This window comes from Clostridium hominis (genome assembly GCF_014287825.1).
In the GTDB taxonomy this organism is placed as follows: domain Bacteria; phylum Bacillota; class Clostridia; order Clostridiales; family Clostridiaceae; genus Clostridium; species Clostridium hominis.
On sequence record NZ_JACOOO010000037.1, the window covers coordinates 112,626 to 136,733 of the forward strand.

General features: G+C 30.2%; 17 protein-coding genes. All 17 read right to left on the reverse strand.

Features of this window, described 5'->3' with window-relative positions:
* Positions 1-18: 18 nt before the first annotated feature.
* Positions 19-783, reverse strand: coding sequence for an HAD-IIB family hydrolase (locus H8S20_RS15790; protein ID WP_186860692.1), 765 nt, complete (start codon positions 781-783; stop codon positions 19-21).
* 108 nt (positions 784-891) lie between these two features.
* Positions 892-2,259 carry a 23S rRNA (uracil(1939)-C(5))-methyltransferase RlmD gene (gene rlmD / locus H8S20_RS15795; protein ID WP_186860693.1) on the reverse strand — a complete coding sequence of 456 codons (1,368 nt, stop codon included), beginning with the start codon at positions 2,257-2,259 and terminating at the stop codon, positions 892-894.
* Positions 2,260-2,741: 482 nt separating this feature from the next.
* Entirely contained in the window at positions 2,742-3,392 is a 651-nt protein-coding gene (locus tag H8S20_RS15800) for a hypothetical protein (protein WP_186860694.1), read from the reverse strand.
* Complete coding sequence (locus tag H8S20_RS15805) at positions 3,385-4,005, reverse strand: sigma-70 family RNA polymerase sigma factor (protein WP_081921832.1); 621 nt, start codon at positions 4,003-4,005, stop codon at positions 3,385-3,387. The genes H8S20_RS15800 and H8S20_RS15805 overlap by 8 nt, the downstream gene beginning before the upstream one ends.
* A gap of 54 nt (positions 4,006-4,059) precedes the next feature.
* Positions 4,060-5,472, reverse strand: a complete 1,413-nt coding sequence (pyk, locus tag H8S20_RS15810) for a pyruvate kinase (protein ID WP_032120328.1) — start codon at positions 5,470-5,472, stop codon at positions 4,060-4,062.
* Positions 5,473-5,523: 51 nt separating this feature from the next.
* On the reverse strand, positions 5,524-6,483 hold the full coding sequence (pfkA, locus tag H8S20_RS15815) for a 6-phosphofructokinase (RefSeq protein ID WP_032120378.1): 960 nt from the start codon (positions 6,481-6,483) through the stop codon (positions 5,524-5,526).
* Between the two features lie 390 nt (positions 6,484-6,873).
* Positions 6,874-10,428, reverse strand: a complete 3,555-nt coding sequence (locus tag H8S20_RS15820; protein ID WP_186860695.1) for a DNA polymerase III subunit alpha — start codon at positions 10,426-10,428, stop codon at positions 6,874-6,876.
* A 194-nt stretch (positions 10,429-10,622) separates the two neighbouring features.
* Positions 10,623-10,913, reverse strand: coding sequence for a Dabb family protein (locus H8S20_RS15825; RefSeq protein ID WP_032120330.1), 291 nt, complete (start codon positions 10,911-10,913; stop codon positions 10,623-10,625).
* A gap of 155 nt (positions 10,914-11,068) precedes the next feature.
* Complete coding sequence (whiA, locus tag H8S20_RS15830; protein ID WP_186860696.1) at positions 11,069-12,019, reverse strand: DNA-binding protein WhiA; 951 nt, start codon at positions 12,017-12,019, stop codon at positions 11,069-11,071.
* A gap of 240 nt (positions 12,020-12,259) precedes the next feature.
* Entirely contained in the window at positions 12,260-13,591 is a 1,332-nt protein-coding gene (locus tag H8S20_RS15835; RefSeq protein ID WP_186860697.1) for a gluconeogenesis factor YvcK family protein, read from the reverse strand.
* A complete protein-coding gene (gene rapZ, locus H8S20_RS15840) occupies positions 13,588-14,472 on the reverse strand; it encodes an RNase adapter RapZ (RefSeq protein WP_186860698.1) in 885 nt (294 codons plus the stop codon). The genes H8S20_RS15835 and rapZ overlap by 4 nt, the downstream gene beginning before the upstream one ends.
* 377 nt (positions 14,473-14,849) lie before the next feature.
* On the reverse strand, positions 14,850-15,767 hold the full coding sequence (gene murB / locus H8S20_RS15845) for a UDP-N-acetylmuramate dehydrogenase (protein ID WP_032120334.1): 918 nt from the start codon (positions 15,765-15,767) through the stop codon (positions 14,850-14,852).
* An 85-nt stretch (positions 15,768-15,852) separates the two neighbouring features.
* Positions 15,853-17,718, reverse strand: a complete 1,866-nt coding sequence (gene uvrC / locus H8S20_RS15850; protein WP_032120335.1) for an excinuclease ABC subunit UvrC — start codon at positions 17,716-17,718, stop codon at positions 15,853-15,855.
* Between the two features lie 153 nt (positions 17,719-17,871).
* The gene (locus tag H8S20_RS15855) at positions 17,872-19,428 is read right to left on the reverse strand and encodes a peptidoglycan D,D-transpeptidase FtsI family protein (RefSeq protein WP_032120336.1); all 1,557 of its coding nucleotides are present in this window, start codon (positions 19,426-19,428) and stop codon (positions 17,872-17,874) included.
* Positions 19,429-19,431: 3 nt separating this feature from the next.
* Positions 19,432-20,655 carry an FtsW/RodA/SpoVE family cell cycle protein gene (locus tag H8S20_RS15860; RefSeq protein WP_032120337.1) on the reverse strand — a complete coding sequence of 408 codons (1,224 nt, stop codon included), beginning with the start codon at positions 20,653-20,655 and terminating at the stop codon, positions 19,432-19,434.
* A gap of 11 nt (positions 20,656-20,666) precedes the next feature.
* The gene (locus H8S20_RS15865) at positions 20,667-21,119 is read right to left on the reverse strand and encodes an FHA domain-containing protein (protein WP_032120338.1); all 453 of its coding nucleotides are present in this window, start codon (positions 21,117-21,119) and stop codon (positions 20,667-20,669) included.
* A gap of 75 nt (positions 21,120-21,194) precedes the next feature.
* Positions 21,195-24,020 carry an excinuclease ABC subunit UvrA gene (gene uvrA, locus H8S20_RS15870; RefSeq protein ID WP_032120339.1) on the reverse strand — a complete coding sequence of 942 codons (2,826 nt, stop codon included), beginning with the start codon at positions 24,018-24,020 and terminating at the stop codon, positions 21,195-21,197.
* Between the last annotated feature and the right edge of the window lie 88 nt (positions 24,021-24,108).

Here is a 24,108-nt window from a genome sequence, read left to right on the forward strand (position 1 = left end):
CAAATGAAAAACCATGCCTTAACATGGTTGAATATCTAAAATGATAGAGATACATTCTTCTAAATTATTAATTACATGTTTTGTTTCTTTTTGTACATCTACTGGTGAATAAGTAAATGTAAATGAATTTTCTATACTTTTAAACATAGGTAAATCATTCCAAGAGTCACCTATGCAATTCATATTATCTTTATCAATTTTATAATAATCCATTATCATTTTTAAAGCATTACCTTTTGAGCACCCTTTAGGAGCAAAATCTAGATTATTAACATTTTGATAGACATCAATTATATCATTATATTTTTCAACTATCTCATTATAGACCTTAGTAGTCTCATCTATATCTTTAAAGTGAAATGACAATCCTTCAATTTCCGATTCATTAATCTCATCCATCGATGAAACTTCAATAATTCTCATAGGCCAATCATTTTTTCTATTAATTGCGTAAAATTGATTATCTATAATAAATGTAACTTCAACTGACTTATCTATTTTACTAACAACCTTCTTTGCTACCTCAGTTTTTATCATATTCTTTTGAATTACATTTTTATTCTTATCTAAAATAACTGCCCCACTGTTTACTATATAAAAGTCATAATTAACTCTATCTCTTGTAGGATCTATTATCCCTTTCAAATGTCTTCCAGTACAAATTCCAAATAAATTTCCTTCATCTTGAAATTTTCTTATAGCCTCTAAATCTTTAATTCTCATATCATCTTTTTCACTATGGAAAAATAGTGTTCCATCAAAGTCACTTGCCAATAACTTCATATTCATCCCCCTTATATGTTAATACCATTTACTTATATACTATCATTTATTAAATAGATTTCGCTAGAACAACTTATCCTTGATTATATTAACAATCAAATCTCTAAATTACTTCTTAGTTAAAAGAGCTACGTTCTCAATATGAGCAGTATGAGGAAACATATCTACAGGTTGAATAATTTTAGTCTCATATCCGTTTTGATCTAGTATAGCTAAATCTCTAGCTAAAGTGCTTGGATCACAGCTTACATATACTATTCTCTTAGCATCTATATTACTTATAGCATCTAATAATTTTTTATCGCAGCCTTTTCTTGGGGGATCTACAACTACCACGTCAGATTTTACACCTTTGTTTATTAAATCAGGAATGACTACTTCTGATTCACCAACAAAGAATTCAACATTATCTACATTGTTTTCTTTAGCATTTATCCATGCATTATCTATAGCTTGAGGTATTATCTCTACCCCGTAAACCTTCTTTGCTTTTTTTGATAAGAATAATGTTATAGTACCTGTTCCACAATATGCATCAAATACAGTTTCTTCTCCAGTTAATTCAGCATACTCTAATGCCTTTGAATATAACACTTCTGTTTGAATAGGATTAACCTGGAAGAATGATAATGGAGATATATTAAACCTAAACTCTCCTATATAATCTGATATTGTATCTTCTCCCCAAAGAGTTTTTGACTCAAGCCCTAATATAACATTAGTAGGTTTAGAATTTATATTTTGAATTATACTTTTAATGCCTGGTATGTTTTCGCTAATCATAGATACAAACTCATCTTTATATGGTAATTTATCTCCATTTGTAACTATAACAACCATAACTTCATTAGTTATAAATCCACGTCTTATCATTATATGTCTTAATATTCCACTATCATCATATTGGCCATCTACATTATATGGTTTTATATTATGTTTAATTATCCATTCTCTAGTTAATTCAACTACTTTATCCGCTATATCATCTTGAATAAGACAATTTTGCATATCTATTATTTCATGACTTCTCTCTGCAAAGAATCCTATCTTTATTTCTCCATTAACTAAACCTATAGGTAATTGCACCTTATTTCTATATCTCCAAGGTTCATTCATTCCTAATGGGTACATTACTAAATCAGGATTTAACTTTCCTATCTTATCTATACAATCTTTAACTCTCTCATATTTGAAATCTAATTGAGACTTATATGTACTATGCTGAAGCTTACATCCTCCACATCTCTTATATACATCACATTTTGGAGTACATCTTTCACTAGAAGATTCTAATACTTCTACCAACTTTCCATATGCATAACTTTTCTTAGCTTTAATTATTTTTACCTTTACTTTTTCACCAACTAAAGCTCCCTGAATAAATACAGGAAAAGTCCCATTAATTTTAGCAACTCCTTCGCCTTCATACCCTTGAGACATTATATCTAAAATATATTCCTTATTCTTCTCGATCATATATAAATTTCTCCTTTGAAAAAAGTGCAAAGCACTTTTATTAATGGCAAATTATAAACTTATAATTCTAAATCTAGTTAAAAAACTAATACTATAGTTTCTCTTTTTTAAAATTCATATCAATGAATTTCTTCCTTTAATCTTTCATTTATAATTTATAACTTAGAATTTTTAATTGAATTTATTTGCAATATTATTCTATCATATACTAATATCCTTCTCTACTCAATTTACACTATTCTAAATTTTGCATAAAAAAAATACACCCTACGGTGTATCTTTCGGAATCAGTTGCCACACTGTTACCATTTTAATCTCTCTCGAAATTTCAATGATATTAACATTATAGCCTAAAATTACACTTTAAATTGTTAACATTTTGTTAACTTTTTATATTTTTAATATTTTTGACGTTTAATCCTTCATTTTTAAATAACATTAACTCGATTTATGAAATATTTCATTCATTTTTTTGTTTTTATTTAGTATCCATATAAACTTAGTCCTTTAGTAAATAGATTATATAAAAGAATTGTTAATATAATTAGTCCTCCAATAAAAAGTAACTTACCTTGCTTTTCAACTACTGTTTTTTCTGTACAAACAAATTCATTATTACTTATCTCAAAATCAATATTATTTTCCTCAAGTTTTTTTATTATATTATCCTTACACTCTATAGTATTTTCAATAATCTTTTCTTTTAATTCTAAGGTATTTAAAGTTAAATATATCCATTCTTTATCGTTATATATAACTACCTTATTTTCTACTTCATAATGTCTCAAGTATTTGAAGTATTGTGCGGTTTCTAATAATAAAAGTCTTTTATTTGTTTTTATTAAAATCATTGCTGAACTCCAATCAAATATAGGATGCGCTATTGCACTTCCAGTACCAGCAACTATAATTCTAGTTGTATCAGCTTTATAATCACGTCCTATTATTTTTTCCTCTATATATTCATCTGATTCTAAAGATTTTCTTACTTCATCTAGTGCCTTATTTAATAGCTCTTTATAAATTATATTAACCTTTTTATTTTTTATTTTAGTTTCTATATTTTTATCAACTTTAACATTTTCAATATCTTTCATTTCTTCATCTGATACATATTCCACTTTATTATTCATATAAACTCTCCTTTACATATTCATTATTTATCAATTCTCTTACCCTCTTTTTAAGCCTACTTATCCGTTTATACATTACATTTTCACTTACTTTATATTCATTACATAATTCAACCGTGGAATTATTTAGTATATATTTCTTAACAAATAACCTTTTCTCTTCATCATTAAGCTTACTTAAAGCTTCATTTATAACATTTATCTTATTATTATTAAAAAACTTTTCTTCTGAGCTTTCCTCATTTCCATAACCATCACTTATATCATCATAAGAATAATGTTTTTTTAACTTTCTTTTATAATCTAATGCTTTATTTTTTGCTATAGTTGCAACCCAGGTTTTAAAAGATGCTTTATATTCAAAACTACTACATTTATCTAAAATTATCATTATGACATCATCATAACATTCTTCTATATATTCTTTTTCATATGGTTCATTCAAAACATAAGTTATTACTTTTAATATCAATGTTGAATAATCATCTATAAATGTTTCTAGTGCCTCTTTCTCTCTATCAATAAGTCGTTGTATTAACCTTTTTACCGTCATTAATTCTTTCCCCCTTTGCCTTTCATCTATATAGACGCATCCTTTTTCTAATTCTGACATAAAAGCATAAAAAAAAGAAGTACAGAAACCTCTGTACTTCTTCTCTTATATAAATTATTCTATTACACTTACTTTTAATAGGTTAGTTGATCCAACTTGACCCATTCCAGCAGCTATAACAATTGTATCACCTTTTGTAGCGAATCCATTTTCTATTGCTAATTCTGTAGCTCTTTCTAATCTTTCGTCCATAACCTTCTTATGCTCAGCAACTATTGGATATACACCAAAGTTGAATGCTAAGCTCTTAGCAACTAATTCTGTTTCAGTTACAGCAACTATAGCACAGTCTGGTCTGCATTGAGAAATTCTTCTTGCAGTAGCTCCGCTCTTAGTTGAACAAACTATTGAAGCAGCTTGTAATTCATTAGCAGCGTTGCAAGCAGCTCTTGAAATAACTCCAGATATAGCTGGGATGTGCTTCTTAGCTCTTGAAACAGCTGTCTCGTAGCTTAATTGTCTTTCAGTTTCAACAGCTATCTTAGCCATAGTTTGAACTGATTCAACTGGCCAATCTCCATTAGCTGATTCTCCTGATAACATGATAGCATCTGTACCATCTAAAATTGCATTAGCAACGTCAGAAACTTCTGCTCTTGTTGGTCTTGGATTTCTCATCATTGAGTCTAACATTTGAGTTGCAGTAACAACTATCTTTCCAGCATGGTTACATTTTTCAATCATCATCTTTTGAACTGCTGGTAATTTTTCGAATGGTATTTCAACCCCTAGATCTCCTCTAGCAACCATTATACCGTCTGAAACTTCGATAATTGAATCGATGTTATCAACACCTTCTTGGTTTTCTATTTTAGAGATTATTAGGATGTGCTCTCCACCATTTTCCTTTAATATTTCTCTTATAGTTTCTACGTCTGATGCTTTTCTTATGAATGATGCAGCAACAGCGTTAACTCCCATTTCACAACCGAATTTTAAGTCAGCTATATCTTTTTCAGTTAAAGCTGGTAATTTAATTGATACTCCTGGAACGTTAACTCCCTTATGAGTAGCAACAAATCCTGTATTTTGAACAACACAGTGTATTTTGTTTCCTTCGATTGATTCAACTGTTAATCCAACTAAACCGTCATCTATTAATATAGTATCTCCTGGTTTAACATCATTAGCTAATCCAGCATAAGTTACTGAACATTCTTGAGTGTTACCTATAACATCTCCACCTGCGTGTACAGTGAATTTATCTCCTGCTTTTAATTCAACCTTCTTAGGATCGAATTTACCAGTTCTTATTTCTGGCCCTTTAGTATCTAACATAACAGCAATTTCTTTATTGTGCTTCTTAGCTAATTCCTTAACTAAATTAATTCTCTCTGCATGTTCTGCATGATCACCATGTGAAAAGTTGTGTCTTGAAACGTTCATTCCTGCTTCAATTATTTGTGATAATACTTCTGGTTTTTCACTAGTTGGACCTATAGTACATATTATTTTAGTTTTTCTCATGTAAATAACACTCCTTCATGATTTAGTTTTTATATCTATTAACAATGTTTGTTACTTTGATATTTCCTCTGAAATAGAGAATAATTTTTCATCAAATTTTCTACCTAAAGCTAAAGCTTCATCTATATCTTGGTCAAAGATTTGATTTTCTTTTATTCCAATAACTCTTGAAGTTTTTCCTTCTAGTAAAACTTCAACAGCTTTTGATCCCATTCTTGAAGCTAAAACTCTATCAAATGCTGATGGAGATCCACCTCTTTGAATGTGACCTAATATAGTTGCTCTTGTTTCAATTCCTGTTTGCGCTTCAACGTATTTAGCTAAGTCATAAGCTCCACCAATACCTTCTGCTAATAAAACTAAGTTATGGATTTTTCCAACTTCTTTACCTTCTTTAATTACTTCACATAATTCGTCTTTATCGAATCCTTTTTCTGGAGTTATTGTGTATTCAGCTCCACAAGCAACACCTGCATAAAGAGCTAAGTCTCCACAATTTCTTCCCATAACTTCTACGATAGAAACTCTTTCGTGAGAACTTGAAGTATCTCTTATTTTATCTACACCTTCTATAACAGTGTTTAAAGCTGTATCAAATCCTATTGTGTAATCTGTATAGCTTAAATCATTGTCAATAGTTCCTGGTAGACCTATAGTCTTAACACCTAGTTTAGATAGTAATTTAGCTCCCATGAAAGAACCATCTCCACCTATAACAACTAAAGCGTCAACACCATTTTGTGCTAATAATTCAGCAGCTTCTTTTCTTACTTCTTCTTGTTTAAATTCTAGACATCTAGCAGTTCTTAATATTGTACCACCTCTATGTATTATGTCTGATACTGATGATCTATCCATTTCAAATAATTCACCATTAATTAATCCTGCATATCCTCTTTGAACTCCAACTACTTCTAACCCATGATGTAGTGCAGTTCTAACAACAGCTCTTATTGCTGCATTCATTCCAGGTGCATCCCCACCACTAGTTAAAATAGCTATCTTTTTGATACTCATAAAATATTCCTCCTCGTCACCATGATGGTCTGTGCATGTCCCACCTAGTTTGAAATATTCCTCTATATTATTATTTTATTATTAACTTTTTATTACCTTTATTTATTTTACTTGCAAACATAAAGTAATGCAACTAAAATAACCATCTAATTTGTAGTTTTTTATCGATAGAATCTTGACTTCTATGTCTATTATACCCTAATTTTGACGAAATTATATACTATTTAAATACATATAACAGTATATATGACCACTATTTAGTTATTCATTTCCATTAATGTTAATTGTAAACTTTGTCATTTTAAATGTGCTATACTATTTCCATATTTTTATTATTTTTTGTAAATTTTCATAATAATAAAATAAGAGGTAATTTTTAGCCTCTTATTCTATTATTTTTATATTTTCTTCACCATATACTTTATATAGTTGATCTAATAATTCATTATTAATATTTACCCACATTTCTCTAGGCATTCTATAATTTTTTCTATCATCTGCTGTAAATACATATATAGCTGTATCCCCTTTATGTTGAGATGCTATATGTATCAAATTAGGTTTAGTTTGTTTTGCTTTTGCAAGATTTTCAACCCTTATAAATAATTTTGATGAATTTACTTTTTCTAAAGGTTCTATTGTTTCACATATAAGCTTAACTGGTTCGTCTTCCTTCATGCTTACTCTACCCTTAATAACAACCATACTATCTACTGTAATTAAGTCCCTTACTTTATCTAAAGTCTTAGGGAACACTATTACTTCTATGCTACCGCTTAAATCCTCTAGCTTTATAAAAGCCATAATTGTATTACTTCTGGTTACCTTTTGATTTACTTCAGAAATAATACCACCTAGTATTACTTTGTCTTCATCATGGATAGAATACTCATCATCATCAACCCCCTCTAAGTGAGCTTGTTGTGACTTATAAATTTTATCTACACTTATGGAAGTATACATTTTTAAGCTTTGGACATATTCATCTAATGGATGTCCTGTCAAATACATACCTGTCATTTCTTTTTCCATAGCTAATAAGTTATTCTTTGAAAATTCATTTATATTAGGATAATTTACTTCTGGCTCATTTATATTTTCTTCAACTAAACCAAAAAGACTTATCTGCCCCTCTATATTTCTCTTCTTTTCATTAGATACACTATCCATTACCTTTTCATATACAGCTAAAAGCTTTGATCTAAATATTTTGAACTCATCAAAGGCTCCAGCCTTTATTAAGCTTTCAACAGCTCTTTTATTAATAGCTGATAAATCTATCTTATTTATAAAATCTACTAAAGATTCAAATCTACCTTTATCACTTCTTGAAGCTACTATACTTTCAACTACATTAAATCCAACATTCTTTATTGCAGCCAATCCAAATCTTATAGTATCGCCTTTAACAGTAAACTTTGAGTAACTCTCATTTATTGCAGGGGGAAGTACTTGTATCCCTTGACTTTCTGCAAAATTTATATAATGAGCTACTTTTTCAGCAGTTCCCATAACCGAATTTAACATCGCTGCAATAGTCTCAACAGGATAATAATACATTAGATATGCAGTCTGATATCCAACTACTGCATACGCCGCAGCATGTGATTTATTAAAAGCATAAGACGCAAAATCCATCATTGAGTCAAATATTTTATTTGCAGCTTCTTCTGAAATTCCATTTCTTAAACATCCAGGAACCTCAACATTTCCTTCATCATCAACGATACCATATATGAAATTCTTTCTTTCCTGCTCCATAACACTATGCTTCTTCTTTGACATGGCTCTTCTAACCATATCACTTCTACCAAGAGAATACCCTCCCAGTTTTCTAACTATTTCCATAACTTGTTCTTGATATACCATTACTCCATACGTAACATCTAGAATACTTTCAAGTTCTGGAGTCTCATAATGTACACTATCTTTATTTTTCTTACCTTCTATGTATCTTGGAATTTCTGCCATAGGACCTGGTCTATATAGCGATATTCCGGCTATAATATCCTCAAGACAATCGGGCTTAAGCTCCTTCATGAAAGACACCATACCTGGCGATTCTAACTGGAATACACCTGCTGTCTTTCCTTCACCAATCATCTTGTAAACACCTTTATCATCAAAATCTATCTTATCTAAATCTATATCTATTCCCTGATTTATCTTAATCATCTTAACAGCGTCATTCATAACAGTTAAGGTTCTAAGTCCAAGGAAATCCATCTTTAATAATCCAAGCTCTTCAAGAGTTGTCATATCAAACTGAGTTACTATAGATTCATCATTTTTCTGTAAAGGTACATACTTTACAAGTGGTTTTGATGCTATAACCACACCAGCCGCATGAGTAGATGAGTGTCTAGGTAACCCCTCTAAGGTCTTACTAACATCTATTAAAGTTTTTACTCGCTCTTCTGTATCATAAGCTTTCTTAAGCTCTGGGTTTAACTCTAAAGACTTTTCAATAGTTATCCCAAGCATAGTAGGAATCATCTTAGCTATTCTATCAACCTCTGAGTATGAATAGTTCATAGCTCTTCCAACGTCCCTAATACAAACTCTTGGTGCCATAGTACCAAAAGTAATTATCTGAGATACATTTTTCTTTCCATATTTCTCAACAGTATAATCAATTACTTCTTGTCTTCTTTCATAACAAAAATCCGAATCAATATCCGGCATACTAACTCTTTCCGGATTTAAAAACCTTTCAAAGAGCAAGCTATATTTTATCGGATTTATTTTTGTTATACCTAAAGTATATGCCACTATTGATCCTGCCGCAGATCCTCTTCCTGGTCCTGTTGGAATTCCATTATCATTTGCATACTTTATAAAATCCCAAACTATTAAGAAGTAATCGACATATCCCATCTGATCTATTACTCCAAGTTCATAATTAAGACGTTCAACATAACTTAAAGCTTCCTCATTAGAATTACAAAACTCTCTTATAGCTTTAAGATCTATTGGCTTATCTCTAAAATCATTAAATACATCATATCTATCTATAAGACCAGCAAAACAAACCTCTTCTAAATATTCAAAATGAGTGTTGTATTCTTCTGGTACTGGGAAATTTGGAAGCTTAGAAACGTGAAATTCATAATCAAAATTACATTGTTCTGCAATCTTAACTGTATTTTCTAAAGCTTCAGGAGCGTATGAAAATAAATCATACATTTCCTCTTGGGACTTTAAATAAAATTGATCTGATGGATATCTCCTTCTGTTAACATCCTCAACAGTCTTTCCTGTTTGAATACACATTAATATATCATGTGCCTTCGAATCACTTTTATTTATGTAATGAACATCATTGGTAGCTACTAAAGGTATTCCCGTTTCTTTAGAAAGTTTAATATTAGTATCAATAACCTTTCTTTGTTCCTGCATTCCATGGTCTTGTATTTCTAAATAAAAGTCACCATTAAAAATATCTTTATAAAGTAATGCTACCTCTTTTGCCTTTTCATAATTTTCTTTTAAAATCCAGCTTTGAACTTCTCCTCCAAGACAAGCACTTAATGCTATAAGCCCTTCACTATGCTGTCTTAAAAAATCATGGTCAACTCTTGGCTTATAATAAAAACCATCTATAGATGCTGTGGATACTATATTCATAAGATTTTCATATCCAACTTCATCCTTAACTAATAAAACTAAATGATGTGTACTATTATCTTTATCATTTATCTTAATATCTTTAGACTTTGCTGCTACATAAACTTCACAACCTAGTATTGGCTTTATTCCCTGAGCTTTTGCTTCTTTATAAAAAGCGACACATCCATACATAACCCCATGGTCAGTAAGTGCTATACTCTCCATACCAAGTTCTTTAGCCCTTGAGATAATCTTCTTTATCTTAGCAGAACTATCTAGTAAGCTATACTCACTATGAAGATGTAGATGACAAAACTTTCTTTCTCCCAAAGTATCACCTCACTTTTAACAATATATATTCAACTTTTATACTATTTTTTGATGTTAATCACTTTTCCACTTTTGTATCAACAAAACTTTTAGCCTGCAACTAGGCATTTTTCACCCTTTGCGTCATCAAAGTTTTTCCCCTGCCACAGGCACTTTTCATCTTTTGAGTATAAAAACCTTAACCTAGCCGAAGGCTACATAAAATAGTCTACTGTCTTTGATATTTCTATATAAGGTTTAATAACCTTCTTTACTTTTTCAACATGATATTCATTTACATCATAAGAAAGGTAATCTTCTTTATTATCAAACTTAGTAATTAATGCAATATCATAGCTTCTTTCACTTCTTATATCATCTACACCAACTTCTAGATGTCTTAACTCAGAAATATTACCTTTCATACTTAAAAGAGTCTTCTTAACAAACTCTATATTATCATTAGTAGGTTGGTTTAACTTAAAAAATACTATATGTGTATACATCCTCTCACCCCTTTAAATAGTTAATAGTTAATAATTAAGAGTTAATGATAAAACTACTTCGTAGTTTCTTTAAAATAAAAAATCAATTTCAAAATTCAGCATTAGCTGAATTTATTCCTTAACTTTTAACTATTAATTCTTAACTCTTAATTGAATTAGTAGTTTCCAGATCTCACTTCTTCTGCTATTTTTTCTATTTTTCTTAATCTATGATTAATTCCTGATTTACCTACTGGTGGATCTAGCATTTCTCCTAATTCCTTTAATGACTCATCAGGATAACTTAATCTTAACTCTGCTACTTCTCTTAAGTTTTTAGGTAATCTTTGTAATCCTATTGTACTTTGAATAAGCTTTATACTTTCTACCTGTCTTACAGCTGCATTTACTGTTTTACTTAAGTTTGCAGTTTCGCAGTTAACTAATCTATTTACGTTATTTCTCATTTCTTTCATTATTCTTATGTTTTCAAGCTCTAATAATGAAGTATGAGCACCAACTATATTTAGAAGATCAACTATTTGTTCACCTTCCTTAATATAAATTATAAAACTGTTCTTTCTTTGAATCACTTTTGAGCTTAATCCAAAAGAGTTTATTAGCTTACATAATTGAACTGCATATTCTTCACTATGAGTAACAAACTCTAAGTGATATGTCTTTTCTGGGTTACTAATACTTCCCCCTCCGATAAATGCTCCTCTTATATATGCTCTCTTAAGCTCTTCTGTTTTAACCATCTCAGGTTCGATAGTATAATCTATAGTCAATACATCCTCAACTTCTTTAAAGATTCCTGTCTCTTTAAGTAAATCTCTTACTCCCATATATTCTTCTATAAGAACCATATAAATATTGTTCTTCTTTAGGGAATTACTTTTTTTAACTAGAAGTTTTGAGTGTATATCAAAATAATCTTTTAATATCGTAAATATATGTCTTGCTGATGCTGGATTTTCTGTAGTTATTTTAAAACTAAGGCCTTTACCACTGAATCCAATAGTTCCACTTACCTTCATTATTGCTGATATTTCAGCTAAAGCCTCTTCTTTAGATATGTCTATATACCTACATATTTCTCCTTTAACTTTTGATGAAAACGACATACTTCTATTTCTCCTAACTATGTTTAAATATATATTTTATTATATCATAAACTGAGCCAACTGTGTCATAGAAAAACAGTAAGTATTAAAGGATAAATATAACTTTCTTAGAGAAATGTACTTAGATTAATTTAAAAATAAAATTATTATAATATATTTAAAATAAAAATATGCCTTCTACTGTTAATTTCGAAGGCATATTTTACTATAAAAGAACTTATTAATTCTAAAACATATTAACTACTTCTTATTTCTTTCTCTCATTTTTTGTAGTGAATAAGCATATTCAATAATTTTTTCTTTATCCAACTTTAATTCTTTTTCTATTACTGTTTTCATTATTATCTCAGCTAAATACTCTGAATCATGTTTCACATAACCCTTAGTTATCTTTACTAAATTATCTTCAACTATTTCAACACCTAAGCTCTTTATTTTATCTCTATCTAATTCAACTAGCTTAGATCCTTCTTTTAAGTATCTTGATTCAATATCTTCTGGAATAATTCCATTATTAGCTATAACATATTGAACACATTTCTTTCCACCATAATTTATTAAAGTCCTTAAATGATCTGATGCAGCAAAATCATCTGTTTCTCCTGGTTGAGTCATTATATTTGATATATATATTTTTATTGCATCGCTATTACATATAGTATCTGCTATATCAGTTACTAACATGTTAGGAATTATACTTGTATAAAGACTTCCAGGTCCCATTATAATAGCATCTGCTTCTTCTATTGCCTTAAGCGCGTCTACTAAAGGCTTAGCATTTTTAGGATTTATCATAAGTTTCTTTATCTTAGATTTTCTTGCTATAGCTTCATCAGGTATTCTTGATTCTCCATCAATCTTATCACCATTCTCTAATATAGCTACAAGCTTCATATCATCTAGAGTTACAGGTAATACTTTACCAGTAACAGCAAGTACTGAACTCATTCTTTGGACAGCCTCTTCAAAATTATCACTTATCCCAGCCATTGCAGCCAAAAATAAATTACCAAAGCTTTGTCCTTCAAGACTTCCTTCTTTAAATCTATATTGTAATAACTTTTCCATTATTGGTTCAGTATCAGCTAGTGCTAATATACAGTTACGTATATCTCCCGGAGGAAGCATTCCAAAGTCTTCTCTTATCTTACCAGAACCTCCACCATCATCTCCAACAGTTACTATTGCAGTTATATTGTTAGTATATTTCTTAAGCCCTCTAAGCATAGTTGAAAGACCTGTTCCTCCACCAACAACCACTATCTTTGGTCCGCTCACTAAAAGTCTCTCATCGTCTATTAAATCTTCTACATCTTTATCATTAATAGTTATATTTATCTTGTCACTATTAATTAATCTTAATATCGACTTAAGCCCCTCAGATATAGATATAACTATAACTACTATTCCTAGTAAGGCTAAAAATATAAACACCATTTTACTAGTTAAGTCATATCCTTTATGAATAAATATTTCTCCTACCCCTAATGAAAGTAGCATAGTTCCGACAAAACCAAGTAACACCCATCTTTTTATCCTTGCTCCTGGCTTCATCAAGTAATCAAGTATCATAACTTTTTATCTCCCTTATGAACATCCTCTTTAATATCCCTATGCTCAACATACACATTATAGTTACTCTCATGTAACTTTTCATATATAGAATTTGCTATGGCTACAGATCTATGTCTTCCCCCTGTACATCCTATCGATACTATAAGCTGACGTTTTCCTTCTTTATTGTAGTTTGGTATTAAAAATTGTAACATATCTATAGTTTTTTCTAAAAATACCTTTGTTTCCTCTTGTTGTAATACATAATCTTTAACTGGTTCATCATTACCTGAATAAGGCTTTAACTCTGGAATATAAAAAGGATTAGGTATAAATCTTACGTCAAATACTAAATCTGAATCAACAGGTATTCCATACTTAAATCCAAAGCTTAATACAGTTATTGATAATTGCTTTTGTGGAGCTTCTACATCTCCAAAATTCTTAAGCATTTCTTCTCTTAAATCCTTTATAGCATACTTAGATGTATCAATTATTATATCAGCCTTTTCTTTTACTTCCTTTAACTTTTCCCTTTCAAGTTCTATTCCAGTTATCACTCTTCCACCTGGTGATAATGGATGACTTCTTCTCTTTTCTTTAAACCTCTTAACAAGAACTTCATCAGATGTGTCTAAAAATAGTATTTCATATTTAAATTGTTCCTTAGATAATTCCTTTAAGCTATCAAATAAATCATCGAAGAATATTCCTCCACGTATATCTATAACTAATGCTACCTTATCAATTTTCCCATCACTTTGCTTGCACACATCGGCAAACTTTGTTATTAGTGTTGGTGGAAGGTTATCCACACAAAAATATCCCATATCTTCTAAACTATTAGTTGCTTCTGATTTTCCTGCACCTGATAATCCAGTTACTATAATAAACCTCATCTTTTACCTCCACTTTATTTTAGTTAAGAGTTAACGATTAAGAATTAAGATTTATCTATAAAATTACTATTTAATCCTTAAAACTTAATTTATAAATACAAATATTAATCTATCTTAACTACAATTATTTTACTATTAAATTATATCATAATATAGCATATAAACAATTTTATATATTAACATAAACATACTTATATTACTTTATGTAACGCCCAAATCATCAATCATATACTATAAAAAATTATAGAATGATTCATTGTGAAAGCTAAGATAATATTTTAATTTACCTATTTCAACATATTCAATAGGTAAATTATAAAATACAAAAGGTTTATCTTGCTTTAAACTAAGATAAACCTTTATTTTATAAATTTAAATTATAGATCTTCTCCGATTATTCTTACTTCAGTGTGAAGTTCTACTCCAAATTGTCTCTTAACTTCATCCTGAATATGATGTATTAAATCTAATATATCTTTAGCAGTGGCTCCGCCTTTATTTATAACAAATCCCGAATGCTTCTCTGATACTGCTGCACCACCAATACTACATCCTTTTAATCCTGCATCTTGTATCAATTTACCTGCAAAATATCCTTCTGGACGCTTAAATGTACTTCCTGCTGATGGATACTCAAGCGGTTGCTTTGACTCTCTTTTCCCTGTTAAGTCATCAACTAAATCCTTTATAGACTTTATAGTTCCTTTTTCAAGCTTAAAAGTTGCAGATAAAACTACATATCCTTTTTTCATAACTATAGATGATCTATACCCTAACTCTAATTCTTCATTGGTTAAAGTAATCACTTCACCATTCTCATCTATAACATTTGCACTTTCAATAATTTGTGACATTTCTCCATTATAAGCACCTGCATTCATAAACACAGCTCCACCTACAGTTCCAGGAATACCACAAGCAAACTCAAAACCTGTTAGTGAATTTTCAACAGCTTTATCTGAAACTTGCTTTAACATAGCTCCACATTCTGCTTCAATTCTTTCTCCGTCTACAGTTATATTGCTTACCTTAGTTAAAGATATAACTACGCCCCTAAATCCACCATCTTTAACTAATAAGTTTGATCCGTTTCCTATAACATAAAAAGGTATATTATTTTCCTTACAAATAGTAACTGTCTTTACTATTTGCTCCTTATTTCTAGGAGTTACTAATATATCAGCAGGTCCACCTACTTTAAAATTAACATATTGGCTTAATTTCTCATCTATTTTAACGTCTTCATCACTATAAAAAGTAGTAAATAAATTAACATAATTATTATACTTATTCATTATTGACTCCTTACTTTTCAATATTCTTCATAGTTAAATAGTATAAATTAAATACTAATATTTAACAAGTGCTTTAGAGTATATTCTATTTATTTCCATTAAAGTGGTTATATATACTTTCAGCAGCTTTTTTATCTATCGATGGTGTTTCTAGAATTTCTTCAAGAGTAGCTTCTTTTATTTTATCTACACTTCCAAACTTCATAAGTAAAGCTCTTCTTCGTTTTTCACCTACATATGGTATATCATCTAATATTGAATGTAGAGTTCTCTTATCTCTTAAACTTCTATGATAAGTAATTGCAAATCTATGAACTTCATCTTGAATTCTTCTTATCATCTGCATTAAATTTGATGATCTATTAATAATTAATTCTGTATTATTATATACAATTCCTCTTGTTTGGTGTTTGTCATCCTTAACCAATCCACAAACAGGTATGTCTATATTAAGCTCTTTTAATACTTCAATGGCAACATTTACTTGCCCTTTTCCCCCATCCATCATGATTAAATCTGGGAATACAGAAAATTTTCCAGCAGAAAATTTTATTTTACTTTCTTGTATAGCCTTTATTTCTTCTAACCCATGAGTAAATCTTCTTGTAAGTATCTCTCTCATACTATCATAGTCATTTGCACCTTTTACTGTCTTTATTTTAAATCTTCTATAATCACTATTTTTAGATCTACCTTCCTCAAAGACTATCATAGTTCCTACTGAGTCTACTCCTTGAATATTTGATATATCGTAAGCCTCAATTCTTGATGGCCAATTTTCTAAATCTAATAATTTTTGTAATTCCTCTAAAGAAATCCTATTTATTTCTTTTTCTCTAAAATACTTATCTTTAAACTTTTCTAAAGTTATCTTAGCGTTATTCTTAACCATTTCAAGCATTTCTTTTTTCATTCCCTTTTGAGGAACCTTAACAAATACCCTTGATCCTCTTTTTATAGATAAATATTCTTCTATTAATTCTTCATCCTGTATAGCTGGTACATATATTGTCCTCGGAACCTTGGCTGTTCCTGAATAAAATGAAGTTATAAACTCTTGCAGAAGTTCTTCAAGACTTTCATTTGCTGTATTTTCAAATATAAAGTGTTCTCTTCCTAAAATCTTTCCATCACGAGAAAAGAATACTTGAATACAGCTATCTTTCTCATCTTGGTCTACATTGATAAAATCTTCATCACCTTCCATTGTCTTAAATATCTTTTGCTTTTCAACAATCGCGTCTATAGCTAAAATTTTATCTCTATATCCTGCTGCCTTTTCAAACTCTAAATTCATAGATGCTTCTTCCATCTTTGACTTAAGCTCTTTAATTACTACATTATCTTTTCCACTTAAGATATCTATAATATTATCTATCATCTTTCTGTATTCTGCTTTTGATATATGTCCACCACAAGGTCCCAGACACTTTTTAATATGATAGTTTAAACAAGGCCTATACTTCTCTCCATTTTCCTTTATAGAAAGCTTACAAGTTCTTATTGGAAATATCTTATTAATAAGATTTATAGTTTCATAAACCGCAGTTCCATTAGTATATGGACCAAAGTACTTACTTCCATCCTTCGCATAATTTCTAGTTACAAAAACCTTAGGAAAATCATCTTGAAGCGTTACTTTTATAAATGGATAAAACTTATCATCCTTTAATAATATATTGTATCTAGGACTATACTTCTTAATTAAATTACATTCTAAAATTAAAGCTTCCATTTCAGAATCAGTTACTATGTACTCAAATTCAGCTATGTTTTTAACCATAACCCTAACCTTTTCAGAGTGATTTTTAGAATTTTGAAAATAACTTTTAACTCTATTCTTTAAAACCTTAGCTTTTCCAACATATATAACCTCTCCTAAAGAATTCTTCATCATATAAACACCAGGCTTATCAGGAAGATTCTTTAGATGATACTCAAAATCAAACATTTAATCACCTCCAAAATCAATTAAAAGTGACAAGTGACAAATTAAAAATTTAAGAATAAATTCAGCATAGCTGACTTTAAAACATAAATTTCCGAAACTATATATCAGCTTCTACCTTAACTTGTCATTTGCCACTTTTCACTTGTCACTGAACTAATATCCTAAAACTGCTTGTCGTACTACTTGGCTAGCTATTACTGCTGCTGATCCTGCACCACTTTCTCCATTTTCAACTATAACTGCTACTGCAATTTGTGGATCGTCCATAGGTGCTGCAGCAATAAACCATCCATGTGGTACTGCCTCTGTTCCATCAGGTAGATTATAATCTGCTGTACCAGTTTTACCACCAGCATTTGTTCCCTCAAAAGCTGGCCATCTGTGAGTATTATTATCTACAAGATATTTCATATAATCTTTTACTGTCGCAGCTACATCTGAAGGAATAGCTTGACGTATTTCTTCACTAGATATATTTCTAACAACATTTCCATTCTTATCTACTATACTATTTACTAGTTTTGGCTTCATTAGGACTCCATCATTTGCTACTGCTGCTGTAACTAATGCCATTTGTATTGGTGTTGATAATACTGAACCTTGCCCTATTCCACTTTGAGCCATATTACCTTTTTCATATTCTTTTAATGTTGGGAATTGGCTTGCTGTAGCTGTAAATCCTTCACCTTTAATTACTGAATTAAATCCAAAGCTTTCTGCTGTATCCTTTAATTTTTCATTTCCTAATTCCATACCTAAACTACCAAATACAACATTACTTGAAACTCTATAAGCCCTTCTTAAATCTATAATTCCATGAACTTCATAAGCAAAATTATTTAGCTCTGTTCCATCATCAAATGTTATTTTTCCTTCATCATCAAATTGTCTTTCTGCTATTCCTGGAATATTCTCTAGAGCACTTGATAATGTTACTGTTTTAAATACTGACCCCGGAGGATATACCCCATCTATAGCTCTATTTATAAGAGGAGTATCATCTCCACTTCCTGCATTAGCCTTCTCTATCTCTGCATCTAAATCATTAGGATTAAATGTTGGTTTAGATACCATAGCTAAAATTTCTCCTGTCTTAGGATTTATAGCTACTACAGATCCTTTATTATCTCCTAATGCATCATAAGCAACTTGTTGAAGTGCAGTATCTAAAGTTGTTACTATTCCATTACCTTCCTTACTATCTGATTTTCCAACAAGCATTCCAAAGTTCATATCATCAATAAATGTCTTGAAATTCTCCTTAAAGTTAAAACTACCTGTATTAGCCTTATCTTCTTTTAAATTTCTTATAAAATCTTTTGGATGAACAGTATCTAAAAAGTCATTTATTCCATTTCTAAATGTACTATAATTGCTTAATTCATTATCATAAGTTTCTTCTAAACCACTTAGTCCATATGTTTGATCTATATATCCCAATGGATGAACAAACAAGTTTCCATATAGATAATTTCTTTGTTGAGATTTTTCATCTATTCTTTCGCTTGTTGCTAATTCTGTTCCATTTCTATCGTAAATGCTACCTCTTAATATTTCATTTCTTTTTGCCCATAATCTAACATTTCCTGAGTCATTTGCTATATCAGGACCTTTAAACACTTGAAAATATGCTATATATGATATTAAAGCAATAAAACAAAATAAAAATATAGTCATAATATGTCTCACACTTTTACCTAAATCATTCATCCTTTACGCCTCCTCAGAAATTTTCTGCAATATTCCTAATGCAAAAAATGTAGTTAAAATCGAAGAACCACCGTAACTTATGATAGGTAAAGTTATACCTGTAAGTGGTATTACTGCAAATATTCCACCTATTATAACTAGTGTTTGACATGCTATCATTGTACTAAATCCTACTGCTATTAATTGTGAGAACTTATCATCAGTAACAAAAGCTGCTCTTATTCCCCTATAGAATAATAAGAAATAAAGTATCATAATACCTACAGCAAATATAATTCCAAATTCCTCACATATAACTGCATAAATAAAATCCGAATCATTAACAGGTATATACTCTGGATATCCCTGCCCTAGTCCAGTTCCAAATAGTCCTCCTGAAGCAATTCCATATAACCCCTGAACTATTTGCAGACCCTCATCATATCTATAAGCCCATGGATTTCTCCATACCATTACTCTTCTTTTTACGTGACCAAATAAAAAATACGCAGCAGTAGCTCCAACTGCTGATAATCCTAGACACGTAAATACATACTTCTTTTTACCTGTAGCTACATATAACATAGTTACTGATATACCGAAGAATATTAAGGCAGACCCTAAATCTGTTTGTAACACCATACAAGCAAGTGAGAACATACTCACCAATGCAGGTTGTAGCAATCCCATAAAGTCTTCCTTAAAGTTTTTCTTATCCTCATAAGTTGCTAAAGCTGAGGCTAGATATAAAACTAACGCTATCTTTCCAAACTCTGATGGCTGAAACATAAATGGACCTATTTCTATCCAGTTCTTTGCTCCACCTATATCTGGATTACCAAATATCAATGCTAATGGCATTAATATTAAAGTTATTATCATATATACTTTTTTATACTTAGCAAAACTTCTTAAATCAGGCAATATAGCTACTATCAATATGTACCCAATCAATCCTAGAGTAACCCATACTAACTGCTTTATTGCTAACATCTTATCTAATCTATACAAAGTTGCTATTCCTATGACAGCTAATGTACTTGCAAAAATAAGGATGAATTTATCCCCATCTGGATAAAATCTCCTTATTACAAAATGAGAGTATCCTATTAAGACACATAAAATAACTCCCATAATTATTGCAAATTTATCATAAGGTTGTTCTAAAAAACCTAGATTCACAAAAAGCAGTAAGCATAATAAGTATATTAATCTTAATAGCTTTTTTTCTCTTTTCAATACTTTCATTTAATTCACCCCTAAAGCTTATCTGCTCTTAGTACTGTAAAAATTGCACTTCCTATTTTTATTTCATCACCCGTTGTAAGTTTTATTTTTCCTTCAACCTTTTCCTCATTCACATATATACCATTTGTACTATTTAAGTCTTCAATATATAATGTATTGTTTTTTGCATACACTCTAGCATGATGTCCTGATACGAATGGTTCTGATAATATAATAGAATTATCGTCCATTCTACCTATTGTTACATCACCTCTTATTAACATTACTGATTCTTCTTCAAGGTCTTCATTTCCACCAGCTTTTGTAATTTCAAGACCATATTTATTTAAGTTTGGATTTGTATTTTTCTTTCCTCCTGTTTTAACATCCTTGTACATTATTTTTAATGCATAATATATTATTAAATATAGGATTATGATAAATACTATCCCTGATGCAAATGTAATCAGCTTACTTATATTCATTTGTCCACCTCATATTTTCTTATATTTACCATTATATATTAAATGTTATCTAAAAAAATAACAAGATATTGACCGCTATCTTAATATCTTTTTAAGATATTTTCCAGTGTAAGACTTATCTACCTTAGCAATCTCTTCAGGCGTACCTGTTGCAATTATAGTTCCACCCTTATCTCCACCTTCAGGACCAAGATCTACTATATAATCAGCACATTTTATCATATCTAAGTTATGCTCAATAACAACTACAGTATTACCTGCATCAACTAATCTTTGTAATATCTCAACTAACCTATTTACATCATCTACATGAAGTCCTGTAGTAGGTTCATCTAAAATATATAAAGTCTTTCCAGTACTTCTCTTAGACAGTTCAAATGCTAACTTAATTCTTTGTGCTTCACCACCAGATAATTGAGTTGAAGGTTGACCTAATCTTATATATCCTAACCCTACATCATATAAAGTTTGGATCTTATTCTTGATTCTAGGTATATTTTCAAAGAACTCTAAGGCTTCTTCCACTGTCATATTTAATATATCATCAATGTTTTTACCTTTATATTTTACCTCTAATGTCTCTCTATTATATCTCTTTCCTTTACAAACTTCGCAAGGAACATATACATCAGAAAGGAATTGCATTTCTATTTTAATTATTCCATCTCCTGTACAAGCCTCACATCTTCCACCTTTAACATTAAAGCTAAATCTCCCTGGCTTATAGCCTCTCATCTTAGCTTCTGTTGTTTGTGAGAATAATTCTCTTATTATATCAAAAGTCCCTGTATAAGTTGCTGGATTCGACCTAGGAGTTCTTCCTATAGGGCTTTGATCAATGTCTATAATCTTATCTATATTCTCAAATCCTGTTATTTCTTTATGTTGACCAACTGGATTTTTACTCTTATTTATTATTCTATTTAATCCTTTATATAATATTTCATTTACTAAGGTACTCTTTCCTGACCCTGAAACACCAGTTATCATAGTTAAAACTCCAAGAGGAATCTTAACCGATACATTCTTTAAGTTATTTTCCTTAGCGCCAGTTACGGTTATAAAGTTTCCATTACCCTCTCTTCTTACTTCTGGAACCTTAACTTCCTTTTTACCTGTTAAATATTGACCAGTTATAGACTCTTTACACTCTTTAATTACATCAACAGGTCCTGCTGCTATAATTTCTCCACCATGTTCTCCTGCTCTTGGTCCAATATCAACTATAAAATCAGCCTCTCTCATAGTATCTTCGTCATGTTCAACTACTATAACAGTATTCCCAACATCTCTTAAGTTCTTAAGAGTCTCAATAAGTCTATCATTATCTCTTTGGTGAAGCCCTATACTTGGTTCATCTAAAATATATAAAACTCCCATAAGCGCTGAACCTATTTGAGTAGCTAGTCTTATTCTTTGAGATTCTCCTCCAGATAAAGTTCCTGAACTTCTAGCTAGATTTAAGTAATCTAATCCCACATTTAATAGGAAATTTAACCTGCTTTTTATCTCTTTTAATACTTGCTCTGATATTACCTTTTCCTTATCAGATAGCTCTACTTTATTTATAAATTCAAGTTCTTCTTTTATTGACAATGTTGTGAATTCATAAATATTTTTATCACCAATAGTAACAGCTAAAGCTTCATTATTTAATCTAGCTCCCTTACATTTAGGACACTTATTATTGCTCATATACTGCTCAATTTCACCTTTGATAAGATCTGAGTTAGTTTCTCTATATCTTCTTTCTAAGGCATTTAACTCACCTTCATATGAATAAAGGTATTTAGATTTCACTCCATCCTTTACATATTCTACAGTTAACTTCTTTCCATTAGTTCCGTAAAGAATTAAATCTAATTCCTTTTTACTTAATTCCTTTACTGGTCTATTTAAATCTATATCATATTCTTTAGCTAAAGCTTTTAATATAGCAAAAGTCCATGAATCTTCCTTAAGTCTTCCTTCTCCCCAAGTTGCTATAGCGCCTTCCATAATGCTTAATTCTCTATTAGGAATTACTAGATTAGGATCAAGCTCTATTAAAGTTCCTAACCCATCACATCTATCACATTTTCCAAAAGGTGTATTAAAAGAGAATAGTCTTGGTTCTAGCTCATTAATACTAATACCGCAATCAGGACAAGCAAAATTCTCACTAAACAATATGTCTTTTCCGCCAATAATATTTATTACAACTAATCCATCAGCCAACTTAAAAGCGGCTTCTATTGAATCAGTTAATCTACCTTCAATTCCTTCTTTTATAATAAGTCTATCTACGACAGCTTCAATATTATGCTTTTTATTTTTCTCTAACTTTATCTCATCTTCTGCTAATTCATATATTTCACCATCAACTCTGGCTCTAACATATCCATTCTTTTTAATATTATCTAATAACTTTTCATGAGTTCCTTTTTTTCCTCTTACTATAGGAGCTAAAACTTGAATCTTAGTTTTTTCACCTAAATCCATAACTCTATCAACAATTTGATCCACAGTTTGTTGAGTTATAATTTTTCCACACTTAGGGCAATGTGGAATGCCTATTCTTGCATATAATAATCTTAAATAATCATATATCTCTGTTATAGTTCCAACAGTAGATCTTGGATTTTTACTTGTTGTCTTTTGATCTATAGAAATTGCAGGAGATAATCCTTCGATATAATCAACATCTGGCTTATTCATTTGTCCTAAAAATTGTCTTGCATATGCAGATAAAGATTCTACATATCTTCTTTGACCTTCAGCATATAAAGTATCAAATGCTAATGAAGACTTTCCAGAACCAGATAATCCAGTAAATACAATTAACTTATCTCTTGGTATCTCTAAAGAAACATTCTTTAAGTTATGTACTCTTGCGCCCTTTACAATAATTTTATCCTTCATAAACTACTCCAATCCACTTAGTATTAACTTCGTTAATAGATGAAAAGTTCCTCCGAAGTTCACTTCGTATATTACTTATTTTTTACAT